Consider the following 14,649-nt stretch of genomic DNA (forward strand, 5'->3'; position numbering starts at 1 on the left):
GACGCCCCGCCGCCGCCCGCCGCCCCCGCGGCCCCCGCGGCCCCCGCGGCCCCGGCGCCGCCTCCGCCGCCTCCGGTCAAGCCCGGCCCGCCGCCGGAGCCGATGACCGAGGAGCTGCCCCGGGTCCCGACCTACCCGTCGATGGACCCGGTCGGCCCGCGCCACCCCGGCCAGGACAGCCGCACCCGGATCACCCCGCCCGTGCCGCCGCACGACCAGTTCCCGTCCGGCCCGCAGCCCCGGGTCGACCGCGACTTCGACCCGGACTTCGACCCCGACTTCGAGCGCGACGGCGACTACCGCGACACCGGGTACGACAACTTCGGCGGTGGCGGCGACTACCGGGACAACAACTTCGGCGGCGACTTCGACCGGGGTGACCTGGACCGGAACCTGGACCGTGACTACCCCCCCGGCCCCGACACCGGCTTCGAACGCGGCCTCGACCTCGACGACCGCGACCCGCGCCGCGAGCCACACCGGGACCCGCGCCGGGACCTCGACGGCGACCTCGACGAGGAACTCGCCCGGGAGCTCGACGACCTCGACGGCGACCGCGAGCCCCGGTCGGCCGCCCGCGAATGGCTGGTCATGGCCGGCCAGCTCGCCGTCGGCGTGCTCGGCGGCGCGGCCGTGTGGCTGGGCTTCAACTGGCTGTGGGGCGCGCTCCCGCAGGCCGCGCTGGTCCTGGCGCTCGCGGTGATCGCCGGCATGGTGTTCATCGTGCGCAAGATCCGCAAGGCCGAGGACCTGCAGACCACGGTCTACGCGGTGCTCGTCGGCCTGCTCGCCACGGTCTCCCCGGCGGCCCTGCTGCTGCTCAACCGCTGATCACGCCGTGCCAGGGCGGATCATGGTCGGCCTGTCGACCGCGTCGGTGTGGCCGCAGACCGCCACCTCCGCCTTCCACCTGGCCGCCGACCTCGGCTACGACGGCGTCGAGGTGATGGTCTGGGCCGACGCCATCAGCCAGGACCCGGTCGCGCTGCGCCGCCGCTCCCGGCAGGCCGGCGTGCCGGTGCTCGCCGTGCACGCGCCCTGCCTGCTGATCACCCAGCGGGTCTGGTCGCCCAAACCGGAGGAACGGCTGCGCCGCTCGGTCGGCGCCGCCCAGGACCTCGGCGCGCGGACGGTCGTCGTGCACCCGCCGTTCCGCTGGCAGAAGCGCTACGCCGACGGCTTCGCCGAGCTCGTCGCCACCCTGGAGGAGACCAGCGGGGTGGCCATCGCCGTGGAGAACATGTTCCCCGTGCGGCGCTTCGGCGGCGCCGTGTCCGCCTTCCAGCCCTCCATCGACCCCACCGACGTCGGCCACCGCAACTACACCCTCGACCTGTCGCACACCGCCGCCGCCGGCACCGACGCGCTCGCCCTCGCCGCCAGGATGGGCCGCCACCTCAGCCACCTGCACCTCGCCGACGGCACCGGCGCGCCACGTGACGAACACCTCGTTCCCGGCCGGGGGAGCCAACCGTGCGCGGAGGTCTGCGAGCTGGTCGCGCGCACCGGCACCGCCCAGGTCGTGGTGGAGATCAACACCAGGCGGGCGCGTGGCCGGGCCGAACGGGTCAAGGACCTGGCTGAGGCGCTGCTGTTCGCCAGGCTGCGTCTCGGTCAACAGCCGGACCACCAGCCGGACCAATAGCCGGCGAGGGCGGACGACCGCGCCCGGCGCAACGTAGAGTCACGCGACAAGGCACCCGTCGGATGGGGCGGGTGGCCCCCGTGTGCGTGGAATGGGAGCTTCCGTGAACCCGCTGCGTAGCTTGATCCTTGCCGCGGCCGGCAACGACGTGATCCGTCGTGCCGTCGCGGCCGCACCCGTTAGCCGTGACGTGGTCCGCCGGTTCGTCGCCGGTGAGAGCACGGCAGAGGCGATCGGAGTCACCCGAAGGCTGGTCGACAGCGGCCTGACGGTGACGCTCGACTATCTGGGCGAGGACACCACCGACGAGGACCTCGCCGATCAGACCGTGTTGGCCTACCTGGAGCTGCTTGAGGCGCTGCGCGCCGAGGGCCTCGCCGGACGGGCCGAGGTCAGCGTGAAGCTGACCGCGGTCGGCCAACTGCTCGACGAGCGGCTGGCGCTGACCAACGTGTCGCGGATCTGCGCCGCGGCACAGGAGAGCGGCACCACGGTGACGCTCGACATGGAGGACCACACCACCACCGACTCGACCCTGCGGGTGCTGGCCGAACTGCGCGGCACCTGGCCCACGGTGGGCGCGGTGGTGCAGGCCTACCTGCGCCGCACGGTCGAGGACTGTGCCCGGCTGGCCGGGGAGGGCTCGCGGGTGCGCCTGTGCAAGGGCGCGTACGCCGAGCCCGGTGAGGTGGCCTACCAGGACAAGCACGAGGTCAACCTGAGCTACGTGCGGTGCCTGAACGTGCTGCTCGCCGGCGACGGTTATCCGATGTTCGCCACCCACGACCCGCGCCTGGTGCCGATCGTGGACGCCAGGGCGGCCCACCACGGCCGCAAGCCGGGCAGCTTCGAGTTCCAGATGCTGTACGGCATCCGGCCCGACGAGCAACGGCGGCTGGCCGAACTGGGACACACGGTGCGGGTGTACGTGCCCTACGGGGTGCGGTGGTACGGCTACCTCATGCGACGGTTGGCCGAACGCCCGGCGAACACGGCGTTCTTCTTGCGCGCCTTGGCATCCCGCTCCTGACGGGTACGCCCCAACGCGATCTGATCAAGCTCAACCTCACGTGGCAGGCTAATAATCATGAGCAGTCTTGCGGGCGATGCCCGCGGCGGGCCAGGTTCGACCGTCGGCCCGTTCACCGCGTCCACGAGGGTCCGCTCGCTCGGAGACGGAACCTTCACCGCGGACCTCGGAAGCGCGTGGACAGTCGGCGGCAAGCCGCACGGCGGGTACCTGCTCGCGCTGCTGGCCAGAGCGGCGGTCGGGACGGCGGGCGCCGGCGTCCCGGGCACCGACCCGCTGTCGGTCAGCGCCCAGTACCTGCGTGCCCCCGAGGTCGGACCGGTGCTGCTGCGTACCGACGTGCGCAAGTCCGGCCGGCAGGCGACCGTCGTGTCCGTGTACCTGGAGCAACGCGGCCAGTCGTGCGTCGAGGGGGTGGTGACCACCGGCCGGCTGCCCCGGGAGCGGGCGGCGTGGTCGGACCTGCCCAACCAGCCGGCCGAGCCGCCGGGCAACGCGGTCGACCTGGCCACGCTGCCGATGGCGTCGGTGTTCAAGCTGACCGCCGGCTGTGACGTGCGGCTGGACCCCAACGGGGCCGGCTTCCTGCACGGCCACGTCGGCGACCCGCCCCGGCTGCGGCTGTGGGTGCGTCCGCGCGGGGACCAGGTGGACACCATGTTCGCGTTGCTGGCCGGGGACATCTCGATGCCGGTGACGTTCAACCTCGGCCGCTTCGGCTGGTCGCCGACGGTGCAGCTGACCGCGTTGCTGCGCTCGCGGCCGGCACCGGGGTGGCTGCGGGTGCAGATGGACTGCCGGGCGGTGCACGGGGCGTGGTTCGACTCCGACGCCACCGTCGTGGACTCCACCGGCCGGCTGATCTGCCAGGCCCGCCAGCTGGCGTTGTCCGCGAAGGCCTGAGCCGGCCTGAGCCGGGCCCGCCGGGGGGCCTCATGGAAGGCTGGGCGGCATGACTGACGCCACCACCGCCGACCGGCCGGCCATCGCCGTACTGGGTGCCGGCAAGATCGGCGAGGCGCTGCTGTCCGGCCTGCTCACCGGCGGACGGCGCGCGGACGAGCTCATGTTCACCGAGCGGCACCGGGAGCGCTCCGGTGAGCTGACGACCCGTTACGGCATCCGCGGTGTGGACGTCGCCACCGCCGCCAAGGAGGCGGGGGTGCTGATCGTCGCGGTCAAGCCGCAGGACATCGACCCGGTGCTGGACGAGCTGGCCCCCGCGGTCGGCCGGGACACCCTCGTGGTGTCGCTGTGCGCCGGGCTGCCGACCTCGCTCTACGAGCGTCGGCTGCCCGAGGGCGTCCCGGTCGTGCGGGTCATGCCGAACACGCCGATGGTCGTCGGTGAGGCGATGAGCGCGATCTCCCCTGGCCGGCACGCCTCGGCCGCGCACCTGGAGACCGTGGAGCAGGTGCTGGGGACCGTCGGGCTGGTGGTGCGGGTGCCGGAGTCGCAGCAGGACGCGGTGACCGCGCTGTCCGGCTCCGGGCCCGCGTACTTCTTCTACCTGGTCGAGGCCATGATCGACGCCGGGATCCTGCTGGGTCTGCCGCGCGCTGTGGCCGAGAAGCTGATCATCCAGTCGGCGGTCGGCGCGGCGGCGATGCTGGCGCGTACCGGTGAGCACCCGGTGACCCTGCGCGAGGCGGTGACCTCGCCGGCCGGCACGACGATCATGGCGATCCGCGAGCTGGAGAACCACGGCGTGCGGGCGGCGTTGCTGGCGGCGATCGAGGCGGCGCGCGACCGGTCAGAGGAACTGGGCAACGCACACAAAACCGGCTAGCCGGGAAAAAACCGCACGCGGCGTCGCATCTGTCACACCAGTCCCGCTACCCTCGGGTGAAGCACGTGCGTGTCGATACCGCCGGTGGGGAAGCCGAGCGGCGCGACGCGTGTCGAAGGGCTGGTGATCATGCCGGCGAACAATGCGAACGACCCCGAACATCCCGGGCTCGCGCAGGTGAAGTTCCTGACCGTCGCCGAGGTGGCGACGGTCATGCGGGTGTCGAAGATGACCGTGTACCGCTTGGTGCACAACGGAGAGCTGCCCGCGGTGCGGGTCGGCAAGTCCTTCCGGGTTCCCGAGAAGGCCGTCGACTCGTACCTGCGCAGCGCGTACTTCGACGCTGGGTAGACGCCCAGCGGAGAGCCGGTCGCCAGGTGCCCGCACCCGCCGGGTAATCTTGGCGACCGTTGTGCCTGGTTTCCTGAGCACGTCCGTGACCTGATGGTCGAGTGGTCGTTGCCGCCCCAGGCAAGATCGATCACCGACTACAGCGAAGGATCCGCATGGGCTCGGTCATCAAGAAGCGCCGCAAGCGCATGTCGAAGAAGAAGCACCGCAAGCTGCTTCGCAAGACGCGGGTGCAGCGTAGGAAGCTCAAGAAGTAACTCACGGCACGTTCGCGGATGCCGCCGTTCGAGTGACATCCGCGAGCGGGCCTGTGAGCTGCGTTAACTACTCGTTGCCAGCGACGATTCGATCACGATCGGCCGGTAGAGTCGCGGGTGGTCCGCCACCGTGGTAGCCGGACCTCCCTCTTCCTGATCGATTCAACGGAGTCGCATGGCGCCCGAAGTCGTTCTCGTGACCGGCGTCGCCGGTCAACTCGGTGGCCGCCTGGCCGCCACCCTCACCGCCGAACCCGGCATCACCCGGATCATCGGCGTGGACACCCGCCGGCCCCGCGCCGCCCTGCCCGACCGGGTGGAGCTGGTCACCGGCGGGACCGACCTCCACGACCTGCTGCGCACCGAGGACGTCGACACCGTCGTGCACGCCGCGCCCCGGCCGGCCGGGCACGGTGACCGTGACCGCGACCTGGTCGCCACGATGCGGCTGCTCGCCGCCTGCCAGCGCGCCGAGAACGTGCGCAAGCTGGTGTTCCGCTCCACCGCCGAGGTCTACGGCGCGTCCCCCACCTCCCCGGCGGTGTTCACCGAGACCGACCGGTCCGCTCGCGGCCGGGCCGTCGAGCTGGAGGGCTACGTCGACGGCCTCGCCCGCCGCCGCCCCGACCTCACGGTCACCACCGTGCGGCTGGCCGAACTGCTCGGCGCCGGCGTGCACACCGCCTTCGCCAACTACCTGCGCCTGCCGGTCGTGCCCACCGCGCTGGGCTTCGACGCCCGCGTCCAGGTGCTGCACCCGGCCGACGCGGTCGCCGTGCTGCGCCGGGCCACCACCCACGACCTGCCCGGCGTGTTCAACGCGGGCGGCGACGGGGTACTGCTGCTCTCGCAGGCGATCCGCCGGGCGGGTCGGGTGGCGCTGCCGGTGCCGAGGGCCGCGGTGCCGGCCGCCGCGCGGCTGGCCCGTGCCGAGCTGTCGCCGGGGCTGAGCCGCCTGCTCAGCTACGGCCGGGTGATCGACACGACCCGGCTCAAGACCGCGTTCGGCTACACCCCCGGGTGGTCGACCGCCGCCGCCTTCGACGACTACCTGCATGAGAGGACGGGGATCACGAGTGGCTGAGGCCCAGGTCATCCCGCTGCCGCGACGGGAGACCGCGACGCGCAGGGTCAGCCCCACCGGCCCGTCCCGCCCGCCGACCCCGCTGCGCCCGCGCCGCCGCCCGCCGGGCCTGCGCACGTTTCTGCGCCACCGGCTCACCGGCGACTACCCGGTCGACGAGTTCGGCTTCGACCCCGAGCTGACCGACACCCTGCTGCTGCCGCCGCTGCGCGCGGTCTACGAGAACTGGTTCCGGGTCACCGTGACCGGCACGCTGCCCGCCGGCACCGGTGCCCTGGTCGTCGCCAACCACTCCGGCACCCTGCCGTGGGACGCGCTGATGACCGCGATCGCCGTGCACGACCACCACCCCGAGGGCCGGCACCTGCGGATGCTCGGTGCCGACCTGGTGTTCCGCCTCCCGGTCGTGGGCAACCTGGCCCGCAAGTCCGGCCAGACCCTGGCCTGCGGCGCGGACGCGGTGCGGCTGCTGCGCGCCGGCGAGACCGTCGGCGTGTGGCCGGAGGGCTTCAAGGGCATCGGCAAGTCCTTCCACGACCGCTACCGGTTGCAGCGCTTCGGCCGGGGCGGCTTCGCGACCACCGCGCTGCGCGCCGGGGTGCCGATCGTGCCGTGCTCGATCGTCGGCGCCGAGGAGATCTACCCCAAGATCGGCGACCTCAAGCCGCTGGCCACACTGCTCGGCCTGCCCTACTTCCCGGTGACGCCGCTGTTCCCGCTGCTCGGCCCGCTGGGCGCGATCCCGCTGCCGACCAAGTGGCACATCCACTTCGGCGAGCCGGTGCGCACCGACCTTGCCCCGCCGGACGCCGCCGACGACCAGGCACTGGTGATGGACGTCGCGGGTGGGGTGCGGGACACGATCCAGGAGACCCTCGACCACCTGGTGGCCGGCCGGACCTCGATCTTCCGATAGTGATCTTCCGATAGAGCCGGGAGCTCAGGCGAGGCGGTCGCGGCGCCGGTAGGCCAGGCCCGCGGCCACCGCCCCGGCCACCGCGCCCGCGCCCAGCACCGACGGGACGCCGATCTTGGCGGCCTTGCGCCCGGTGCGGAAGTCGCGGATCTCCCAGCCGCGCTTGCGGGCGGTCTCGCGCAGCGTGCCGTCCGGGTTGATCGCCACGGCCGTGCCGACGACCGAGAGCATCGGCACGTCGTTGGCCGAGTCCGAGTACGCGGTGCAGCGGCGCAGGTTCAGGCCCTCGCGGGCGGCCAGGGCCCGCACGGCGTGCGCCTTGGCCGGGCCGTGCAGCATCTCGCCGACCAGCCGGCCGGTGTACACGCCGTTCTCGCTCTCCAGCACGGTGCCCAGCGCGCCGGTCAGCCCTAGGCGGCGGGCGATGATCGTCGCCAGGTCGACCGGGGTGGCGGTGACCAGCCAGACCCGCTGGCCGGCGTCGAGGTGCATCTGGGCGAGGCCGCGGGTGCCGGGCCAGATCTTGTCGGCCATCAGCTCGTCGTAGATCTCCTCGCCCAGCGCGGTCAGCTCGGTGACCGAGTGGCCGGCGATGAACGAGAGCCCCGACTCGCGCGCGTTGCGGATGCCGTCGCTGGTCTCCCGCCCGCCGACCCGGAACATCACCTGCTGGAGCGCGAAGCGGGCCAGGTCGGAGCTGGTGAAGAACTTGCGCGCGGCCATTCCCCTGGCGAAGTGGAAGATCGACGCGCCCATCATCATCGTGTTGTCCACGTCGAAGAACGCGGCCGCGGTCAGGTCGACCGGGGGACGGCCATCGGCCGCCTCGGGCGTCGCGCGTTCGATCGCGACCGCGGCCTCGGCCGAGGCCTCACCGGCAAGCGTCGCGAGCTGCTCGAGCTCCGGCTGCTTGTCACGGCCACGCCACAGGGACACGCGCCCGCCCTCCTGGTGGATCTGGGGTGTTTCGACCACTTGTACTCACCGACAGCCTAACGATGTCGCATGAACGCGTCGTGTTCGTGGTCTTTCCCGCGATTCACCTCCGAGCGGCACGCCGTTCAGCGACCGATGACGATCCCCGGCAGTCCCGGCAGCAGCGGCGGCAGCTCGATCCCGGGCAGCGGCAGCGGCAACTCGATGTCCGGCGACCCGCCACCGTCGGCCGGCGGCTGCTCGGAGCGGCCGGTGCCGGGCAGCACACTGCCCACCCCGGGCAGCGGCAGCAGCGGCGGGTCCTCGTCCTCGGGCAGGTCAGTGGCCGGTGGCGTCGTCGGCGTGGTGGATCGCGCGGCCGGCGGGGCCGGCTGGTCATCGTGGCGCGGCCCGCCCTCCTGCTCGTTCGACGAGGCCGGCACGTCGCGCGGCGGTCCACCGGCGGCCACCTTTTCGCAGCGCCCCGACGCCGGCAGCGCGCCCACCTCGTCGAACGAGCCGGAGGTGATCTGGTAGCAGTCCATCCGCGCGAGCAGCGCGTCCGCCCGCCCGGCGATCGTGCCGAGCAGCGCCACCGAGGCCGCCTCGCTGGCGCGGACCGACGCCGGCAGCTCGATCCCGTTCAGCCGGTCGCGGTGCTGGCGGGCCCACGCGCCGAGCAGCTCCAGCTGGCTGCCGTCGGCGCGGGTGGCCAGGGCGATCAGCTGGCGGGAGCCGGCGGCGGCGTCGGTGTCGAAGTCGGTGAGCGCGGTCAGGTAGGAGCCGGTCGGCGCGGTGGCCGGCTCCGGGTAGCGGTGGGCGAGGGTCTCGATCTCGCTGACCCTGGCGCTGGCGAAGTCCAGGTGCTTGAGCGCCTTGGACTCGTCGCCGAAGGTGAGGCCGAGCGACGCGGCCTCCGCGGTTCGCTTGAACCCGTAGAGCGCGTCGCCCGGCAGCGCGTCCCGCGCCAGCAACAGGCTCATGCCCGTCAGCGACCCGACGAGCGCGAGCACCGCGACGGCGGCGATGGCGAAGCGGGCCCGCGCACCGGACACCGGTCTGGCCGGGCGGTCGTCCCGTCCTCCACCGCGCGTCGCGTCGCGACGGCCGCGCGGCCCCCGACGTGCCCGCGCGACTCGTCCGGCCACGGCCCGGTGACGCCTGGGCCGGACCCGGTCGGTGGAGGTGGTGACGTCGTCGGCCACCACCGTGGTGCCGGCCGCCGACGCGGCCGGTTCGGTGTCCTCCGCCACGGCGACCTGGTGCGTGGTCCCCGGCTCGGCGGTGTCGGTCAGGCCGGCGAGGACGCGTTCGCGGATGCGGTCGCGTTCGCCGGCCGTCGGTCCGGTCAGTGGGGCCAGTGCCGCGAGTACCGACATGACCTCGCGGTCCTGCCCGGTGTGCTCGCCGCCCGTGTCCACATCGTGCTCCGGTCCTGCTCCTGGAACCGAATCCAGGATCTCGTGTTGTGAACGAGCCGGGCGGACCCTGGTTACGGCTCTACGTCTGGATTTCCGGGTCACCGCAACTCCGTTGGCAACAGTTGGGCCAGGCGGCGCACGGCCCGGTGCTGCAGTGCCTTCACCGCGCCCTCGTTGCGGGCCATGATCCGCGCCGTCTCGGCCACCGACAGTCCTTGCAGGAAACGCAACACGATGCACTCACGCTGGTCGTCGCCGAGCTTGCTGACGCATTCCAGCAGCGTCGCGCGGGTGAGCGTGGAGAGCACCTGCTGCTCGGGCCCGACCTCGACCCGCTGGGAGTCGTCGACCTCGGCGGTGGCGACCTCCAGCCGGAACCGGCTCGACTTCACGTGGTCGAGCACCAGGTTACGGGCGATCGTGACGAACCAGGCGCCGACGTCGCGGCCCTGGTAGCTGATGGAGGTGATCCGCCGCAGCGCGCGCAGGAACGTCTCGCTGGTGACGTCCTCGGCCAGCTCCCGGTCGCCGACCCGGAACAGCACGTACCGGAACACGACGTCGACGTAGCGGTCGTAGAGCGCGGCGAACGCGGACTTGTCGCCGCCCTGGGCGGCGTGCACCAGGTCCCAGGAACCACCGGGCTCCTGGCGTGGAATGTCCGGTTTCTGGTCGGGGACCGCCCCGGCCGCGTCCCGTGGAACTGGGCGCACGGACGGCATGGATGTCTCCCTCGTCGGTTCCCGGTCAGCCGCACCGCCGACCGGAGCCTTGAGCAGCATACGTGCGGCTACTTAGTAGTAGGTACGGTTCGTGGTCGAGACTTGTCAGGTGGTCAACCATGACGCGGGTGAGTCGTGCCACACTGCGGGGAAGTTACGGGATGGGGTCAGTCGAGGGTGGAGGGGTCCCATGGTCGACTCACGGACCGGCAGCGTCGCCGATCTGGTCACGCGGGCCGCGACCAGGGTTCCTGACGAACCCGCCCTCGTCGACCTGGCGTCCGGGCGCACGCTCACCTGGCAGCGGGTCGACGAGGCCGCCTCGGCCTTCGCGGCCATTCTCTGGCAGCGGGGCATCGTGCCCGGCGACCGGGTCGCCATCGCGCTGCCCACCAGCGCGGAGTTCGCGGTGGCGCTGTTCGGGGTGCTGCGGGCCGGCGGGATCGCCGTGCCGGTCAGCGCCCAGTCACCGGAGCCCGAGCTGGCCAGGGTCCTGGCCGACAGCGGCGCCGCCTACCTGACCGGCCTGGAGTCCACCGGTGGCGTCGCCGCGCTGCCCCGGCCCGACCTGGACGCCCCCGCGCCCGAGGTCGACCTGGACCGGGACGGCCGGCGCGGCGGCGAGGACATCGCGCTGCTCTGCTACACCTCCGGTACCGCCGGGCTGCCGCGCGGCGTGATGCTGTCCCACCGCGCGCTGCTGGCCAACGTCGAGCAGTGCGCGTCGCTGGACCCGTCGCCGGTGACCGCGTCGGACCGGGTGCTGCTGGCGGTCCCGCTGTTCCACGCCTACGGCCTTGGCCCTGGGTTGTTGCAGGTCGCGGCGGCCGGGGCGAGCGCGGTGCTGCTGGAGTCCTTCGGTGTCGAGCGCGCGCTGGCCGCCTGCGCCGAGCACCGGGTCACCGCGCTGGTCGGCGTGCCGGCGATGTACCAGGCGCTGGCCACCGCCCCCGCCGCGCGGCTGGCGCAGGCCATGGCCTCGGTGCGCCTGCTGACCTCGGGCGCCGCGCCGCTGCCGCCGCCGGTGCTCGCCGCGATCACGGACGCGACCGGTCTGCCGGTCTACGAGGGCTACGGCCTGACCGAGACCGGCCCGGTGCTGACCTCCACGCTGGTCGGCGGGGTCGCCAAGCCCGGCTCGGTGGGCCGCCCGCTGCCCGGCGTGGAGCTGGCGCTGGTCGACTCCGACGGCCGGCCGGTCGGCGAGGTCCCGGACGCCGACGAGCAGATCTGGTTCGACGACCACGAGCCGGAGACCGGGCGGGTGGCGGCCAGGGGCCCGAACCTGTTCAGCGGCTACTGGCCCGACGGCGCGCACGGCCCCGACGAGGACGGCTGGTTCCGCACCGGCGACGTCGGCTACCTCGACGCCGACGGCGACCTGCGGCTGGTCGACCGGGCCAACGACCTGATCATCGTCAACGGCTTCAACGTCTACCCCAACGAGGTCGAGCGGGTGATCGCGGAGCTGGCCGGGGTGGCCGAGTGCGCGGCCGTCGGCATGGCCGACGACCGGACCGGCGAGCGGGTGCGGGCGGTGATCGTGCCGGCCGAGGGCGCCGAGCTGACCGAGGACGCGGTCCGCGAGCACTGCGCGCGGCGGCTGGCCCGGTTCAAGGTCCCGCGCACGGTCGAGTTCGTCGACGCGCTGCCCCACGGCGTGACCGGCAAGGTCCGGCGGGCGAGCCTGCGGGGTAACGTCGCGTAGATGGTGACCGTGGTGTCGCGGCAGGGCTGCCACCTGTGCGAGGTGGCCGAGGCCGACGTGGCGCGCATCTGCGCCGACCTGGGTGTCGAGTGGACCACCGTCGACGTCGACGCCGACCCGGACCTGCGTGCCGAGTACGGCGACTTCGTCCCGGTGATCCTGGTCGACGGCACCGAGCACGGCTACTGGCGCGTCGAGGAGGACCGCCTGCGGGCGGCCCTCACCTAAGAACTCCGTAACCTCGTTGGGGTTGCCGGTCCGGTCGCGGTGGCGGGACTGTGGTCGGCGTGGATTCCGAACCCGAGTTGAGTCGTGGGCGGTCGGTCGCCGTGGCGGTGATCGCGGTGGGGGCGGCGCTCGCGGCCGGGCACCTGGTCGCCGGGTTCGTCGGGCCGCCGGCCTCGCCGTTCCTGGCGGTCGGGAACTGGGTGCGCGACCTGAGCCCGCACCCGGTCACCGAGTGGGCCAAGCAGACCTTCGGCACGGCCGACAAACTCGTGCTGTTCCTCGGCGTGACGCTGGTGCTGCTGGCGGTCGTGGTCGCCGGCGCGCTGGCCTCCCGGCGCCGCGCCTGGCCGGGTCTGCTGGTCGCCGTCGGGCTCGGGATCGTCGGGTTCGTGGCCGTGACCAGCCGGCCCGACCTCGGCCAGCTCGGCTTCCTGGCCCCCATCGCCAGCCTGCTGGCCGGCGTGTTCACCTTCCGCCTGCTGCACACCAGGGCACTGACGACCACCACCAGCGGCGACCGGCGCGCGTTCCTGCGGCTGTCCGGCGGGGTCGCGCTCGGCGCCGGGCTGCTCGGCGGCCTGGGCGCGGTGCTCTCCTCCCGGGTGGACGTCGAGGCGTCCCGGCGCGAGGTCGGCCGGCTGCGCGTGGCCGACCCGGCGCCGCCGGTCCCGGCGGGGGCGGACTTCCCGGGCACCGCCTCGTTCATCACCGCCAACCGCGACTTCTACCGGATCGACACGGCGCTGACCGTCCCCCAGGTCAGCGCCCAGGACTGGCGGCTGCGGGTGCACGGCCTGGTCGAGCGCGAACTCGACCTGGACTTCGCCGCCCTGAGCGGGCGCCGGCTGGTGGAGCGGCCGGTCACCCTGGCCTGTGTGTCCAACGAGGTCGGCGGCTCGCTGGTGTCCACGGCCGAGTTCATCGGCGTCCCGCTGCGTGAGCTGCTCGACGAGGCCGGGGTGCGCCCCGACGCCGACCAGCTGCTGTCCACCAGCGTCGACGGGTTCACCGCCGGCAGCCCGGTCGACGCCGTGCTCGACCCCGCCCGGGGCGCGCTGCTGGCGATCGGCATGAACGGCGAGCCGCTGCCGGTCGAGCACGGTTTCCCCGCGCGGCTGGTCGTGCCCGGCCTCTACGGCTACGTCTCGGCCACCAAGTGGGTCACCGACCTGGAGCTGACCACCTTCGCCGCCAAGCAGGGGTACTGGATCCCGCGCGGCTGGTCGGCTCGCGGACCGGTGAAGACCCAGTCGAGGATCGACACCCCGCACGACGGCTCGGCCACCGGCGGCGAGCTGACCGTCGCGGGGGTCGCGTGGGCCCCGGCCGTCGGGATCGACCGGGTCGAGGTCGGTGTCGACGGCCGGTGGCGCGACGCCGAGCTGGCGACCGAGGTGAGCGTCAACACGTGGCGGATGTGGCGGGTCCGGCTGGACCTGGCGCCCGGGGACCACCGGATCGCCGTGCGGGCCACCGACCGCACCGGCGCGACCCAGACCGACCGCCTGGCCCCACCCGCACCCGACGGGGCCACGGGGTGGCACACGGTCACCGTGACGGTCTCCTGACCACCAGCGGACACCGTCGCGAAAGGCCGCGAAAACGGCCCTGGCCGGCGACTTTGTGCCCGCGTTCACAAGCAGCTACCGTAAGCACATCCCAGGGGCCGGTATTCGAGGAGTAGCAGCGTGGCGCAGCGTGGCCAGTCCGACGCAGCCGGTAGATCCCGCCGCGCGCCCGCCGAGAACGCGGCCGAGATCACCACACCGATGCCCGCCATCGGCGGCAACGGCCTGCGTGACCGGGCCAGGGCGATCCCCGAGGCCGCCGTCGCCCGCCTGGCCGTGTACCTGCGGGTGCTGTCCGGGATGCGCGAGCAGGGCGTCGGTTCGGTGTCCAGCGAGGAACTGTCGGTGGCGGCCGGCGTCAACTCGGCGAAGCTGCGCAAGGACCTGTCCTACATCGGCTCGTACGGCACCCGGGGCGTTGGCTACGAGGTCGAGGTGCTCGTCGACCAGATCGAACGTGTGCTCGGCCTCACGCGCGAGCAAAGCGTCGCTGTAGTCGGCATCGGTAACCTCGGACACGCACTCGCCAACTACGGCGGATTTCCAGGCAGAGGCTTCCCGGTGACCGCACTGTTCGACGTCGACCCCGACCTGATGGGTGTGCCCGTCGGGGGTATTCCGGTCGCCCACATCGACGACATCCCGTCCGTGTGTGCCGCCCGCGAGGTCACCATCGGCGTGATCGCCACCCCGCCGCCGGCCGCCCAGGCCGTGTGCGACCGGCTGGTCGAGGCCGGTGTCGAGTGCATCCTGAACTTCGCGCCCGTCGTGCTCCAGGTCCCGGAGACGGTCGAGGTGCGCAAGGTCGACCTCGCGGTCGAGTTGCAGATCCTGTCCTTCCACGTCGCCCGCCGGGCCGACCACGCCCCGGCCGAGGACGCGACGCCGGCCCAGCGGGTCAACGGGGTGGCCAACCCCAACGGCGTGGCGGTGCGTCGGTGATCGAGGGGGCGTCGTGAGCGAGCGTGCGAGCGAACCAATGTCACAGGGCGACCGCGAGCGGCGCGACCGAGCC

At 73.1% G+C, this 14,649-nt stretch carries 16 protein-coding genes; 13 read left to right on the forward strand and 3 right to left on the reverse strand.

The genetic code is table 11. The features are described from left to right. The 9 genes from BLA60_RS45760 to BLA60_RS28120 form a co-directional block, all read left to right on the forward strand. Positions 1 to 831, forward strand: an 831-nt coding sequence (locus tag BLA60_RS45760) for an NfeD family protein (protein ID WP_425427098.1), incomplete at its 5' end; no start/stop codon positions are given. 22 nt (positions 832 to 853) lie between these two features. Then, positions 854 to 1,645: a sugar phosphate isomerase/epimerase family protein gene (locus BLA60_RS28085; RefSeq protein WP_075136028.1), complete on the forward strand. Its 792-nt coding sequence runs from the start codon at positions 854 to 856 to the stop codon at positions 1,643 to 1,645. A 103-nt stretch (positions 1,646 to 1,748) separates the two neighbouring features. Beyond that, on the forward strand, positions 1,749 to 2,675 hold the full coding sequence (locus BLA60_RS28090; RefSeq protein WP_075136029.1) for a proline dehydrogenase family protein: 927 nt from the start codon (positions 1,749 to 1,751) through the stop codon (positions 2,673 to 2,675). 57 nt (positions 2,676 to 2,732) lie between these two features. Next, on the forward strand, positions 2,733 to 3,578 hold the full coding sequence (locus BLA60_RS28095) for a thioesterase family protein (protein WP_075136030.1): 846 nt from the start codon (positions 2,733 to 2,735) through the stop codon (positions 3,576 to 3,578). A 49-nt stretch (positions 3,579 to 3,627) separates the two neighbouring features. Beyond that, on the forward strand, positions 3,628 to 4,464 hold the full coding sequence (gene proC / locus BLA60_RS28100) for a pyrroline-5-carboxylate reductase (RefSeq protein ID WP_075136031.1): 837 nt from the start codon (positions 3,628 to 3,630) through the stop codon (positions 4,462 to 4,464). A 129-nt stretch (positions 4,465 to 4,593) separates the two neighbouring features. Beyond that, complete coding sequence (locus tag BLA60_RS28105; RefSeq protein WP_075136201.1) at positions 4,594 to 4,815, forward strand: helix-turn-helix domain-containing protein; 222 nt, start codon at positions 4,594 to 4,596, stop codon at positions 4,813 to 4,815. Between the two features lie 155 nt (positions 4,816 to 4,970). Next, complete coding sequence (locus BLA60_RS28110) at positions 4,971 to 5,072, forward strand: 30S ribosomal protein bS22 (RefSeq protein ID WP_018684825.1); 102 nt, start codon at positions 4,971 to 4,973, stop codon at positions 5,070 to 5,072. Between the two features lie 175 nt (positions 5,073 to 5,247). Next, positions 5,248 to 6,156, forward strand: coding sequence for an NAD-dependent epimerase/dehydratase family protein (locus BLA60_RS28115; protein ID WP_075136032.1), 909 nt, complete (start codon positions 5,248 to 5,250; stop codon positions 6,154 to 6,156). Next, positions 6,128 to 7,072 carry a lysophospholipid acyltransferase family protein gene (locus BLA60_RS28120; protein WP_075136033.1) on the forward strand — a complete coding sequence of 315 codons (945 nt, stop codon included), beginning with the start codon at positions 6,128 to 6,130 and terminating at the stop codon, positions 7,070 to 7,072. Before BLA60_RS28115 ends, BLA60_RS28120 begins: the two co-directional genes overlap by 29 nt. A 24-nt stretch (positions 7,073 to 7,096) precedes the next feature. Here BLA60_RS28120 and BLA60_RS28125 read toward each other — a convergent pair whose 3' ends face one another. From BLA60_RS28125 to BLA60_RS28135, 3 genes are all read right to left on the reverse strand, one after another. Continuing rightward, entirely contained in the window at positions 7,097 to 8,008 is a 912-nt protein-coding gene (locus BLA60_RS28125) for an HAD family hydrolase (protein WP_075136202.1), read from the reverse strand. A gap of 125 nt (positions 8,009 to 8,133) precedes the next feature. Further along, positions 8,134 to 9,408: a DUF5667 domain-containing protein gene (locus tag BLA60_RS28130; protein ID WP_075136034.1), complete on the reverse strand. Its 1,275-nt coding sequence runs from the start codon at positions 9,406 to 9,408 to the stop codon at positions 8,134 to 8,136. A 98-nt stretch (positions 9,409 to 9,506) separates the two neighbouring features. After that, complete coding sequence (locus tag BLA60_RS28135) at positions 9,507 to 10,130, reverse strand: sigma-70 family RNA polymerase sigma factor (protein ID WP_154814672.1); 624 nt, start codon at positions 10,128 to 10,130, stop codon at positions 9,507 to 9,509. A gap of 190 nt (positions 10,131 to 10,320) precedes the next feature. Here BLA60_RS28135 and BLA60_RS28140 point away from each other — a divergent pair, with 190 nt between their 5' ends. The 4 genes from BLA60_RS28140 (at position 10,321) to BLA60_RS28155 (ending at position 14,576) form a co-directional block, all read left to right on the forward strand. Then, on the forward strand, positions 10,321 to 11,838 hold the full coding sequence (locus BLA60_RS28140; RefSeq protein WP_075136036.1) for an AMP-binding protein: 1,518 nt from the start codon (positions 10,321 to 10,323) through the stop codon (positions 11,836 to 11,838). Further along, complete coding sequence (locus tag BLA60_RS28145) at positions 11,839 to 12,066, forward strand: glutaredoxin family protein (RefSeq protein ID WP_075136037.1); 228 nt, start codon at positions 11,839 to 11,841, stop codon at positions 12,064 to 12,066. A 59-nt stretch (positions 12,067 to 12,125) separates the two neighbouring features. Beyond that, positions 12,126 to 13,634, forward strand: coding sequence for a molybdopterin-dependent oxidoreductase (locus BLA60_RS28150; protein ID WP_245812190.1), 1,509 nt, complete (start codon positions 12,126 to 12,128; stop codon positions 13,632 to 13,634). 201 nt (positions 13,635 to 13,835) lie between these two features. After that, positions 13,836 to 14,576 carry a redox-sensing transcriptional repressor Rex gene (locus BLA60_RS28155; protein WP_154814684.1) on the forward strand — a complete coding sequence of 247 codons (741 nt, stop codon included), beginning with the start codon at positions 13,836 to 13,838 and terminating at the stop codon, positions 14,574 to 14,576. Positions 14,577 to 14,649: the final 73 nt, after the last annotated feature.

The sequence above is a fragment of the Actinophytocola xinjiangensis genome (genome assembly GCF_001921215.1).
GTDB classification, from domain to species: domain Bacteria; phylum Actinomycetota; class Actinomycetes; order Mycobacteriales; family Pseudonocardiaceae; genus Actinophytocola; species Actinophytocola xinjiangensis.

What these genes read in the sequence shown, in the direction of transcription:
- BLA60_RS28085 (WP_075136028.1), top strand. Translation starts at nt 854, where the DNA reads ATGGTCGGCCTGTCGACCGCGTCGGTGTGGCCGCAGACCGCCACCTCC.
- BLA60_RS28095 (WP_075136030.1), top strand. Translation starts at nt 2,733, where the DNA reads ATGAGCAGTCTTGCGGGCGATGCCCGCGGCGGGCCAGGTTCGACCGTC.
- proC (WP_075136031.1), top strand. Translation starts at nt 3,628, where the DNA reads ATGACTGACGCCACCACCGCCGACCGGCCGGCCATCGCCGTACTGGGT.
- BLA60_RS28105 (WP_075136201.1), top strand. Translation starts at nt 4,594, where the DNA reads ATGCCGGCGAACAATGCGAACGACCCCGAACATCCCGGGCTCGCGCAG.
- BLA60_RS28110 (WP_018684825.1), top strand. Translation starts at nt 4,971, where the DNA reads ATGGGCTCGGTCATCAAGAAGCGCCGCAAGCGCATGTCGAAGAAGAAG.
- BLA60_RS28115 (WP_075136032.1), top strand. Translation starts at nt 5,248, where the DNA reads ATGGCGCCCGAAGTCGTTCTCGTGACCGGCGTCGCCGGTCAACTCGGT.
- BLA60_RS28120 (WP_075136033.1), top strand. Translation starts at nt 6,128, where the DNA reads ATGAGAGGACGGGGATCACGAGTGGCTGAGGCCCAGGTCATCCCGCTG.
- BLA60_RS28135 (WP_154814672.1), bottom strand. Translation starts at nt 10,130, where the DNA reads ATGCCGTCCGTGCGCCCAGTTCCACGGGACGCGGCCGGGGCGGTCCCC.
- BLA60_RS28140 (WP_075136036.1), top strand. Translation starts at nt 10,321, where the DNA reads ATGGTCGACTCACGGACCGGCAGCGTCGCCGATCTGGTCACGCGGGCC.
- BLA60_RS28145 (WP_075136037.1), top strand. Translation starts at nt 11,839, where the DNA reads ATGGTGACCGTGGTGTCGCGGCAGGGCTGCCACCTGTGCGAGGTGGCC.
- BLA60_RS28155 (WP_154814684.1), top strand. Translation starts at nt 13,836, where the DNA reads ATGCCCGCCATCGGCGGCAACGGCCTGCGTGACCGGGCCAGGGCGATC.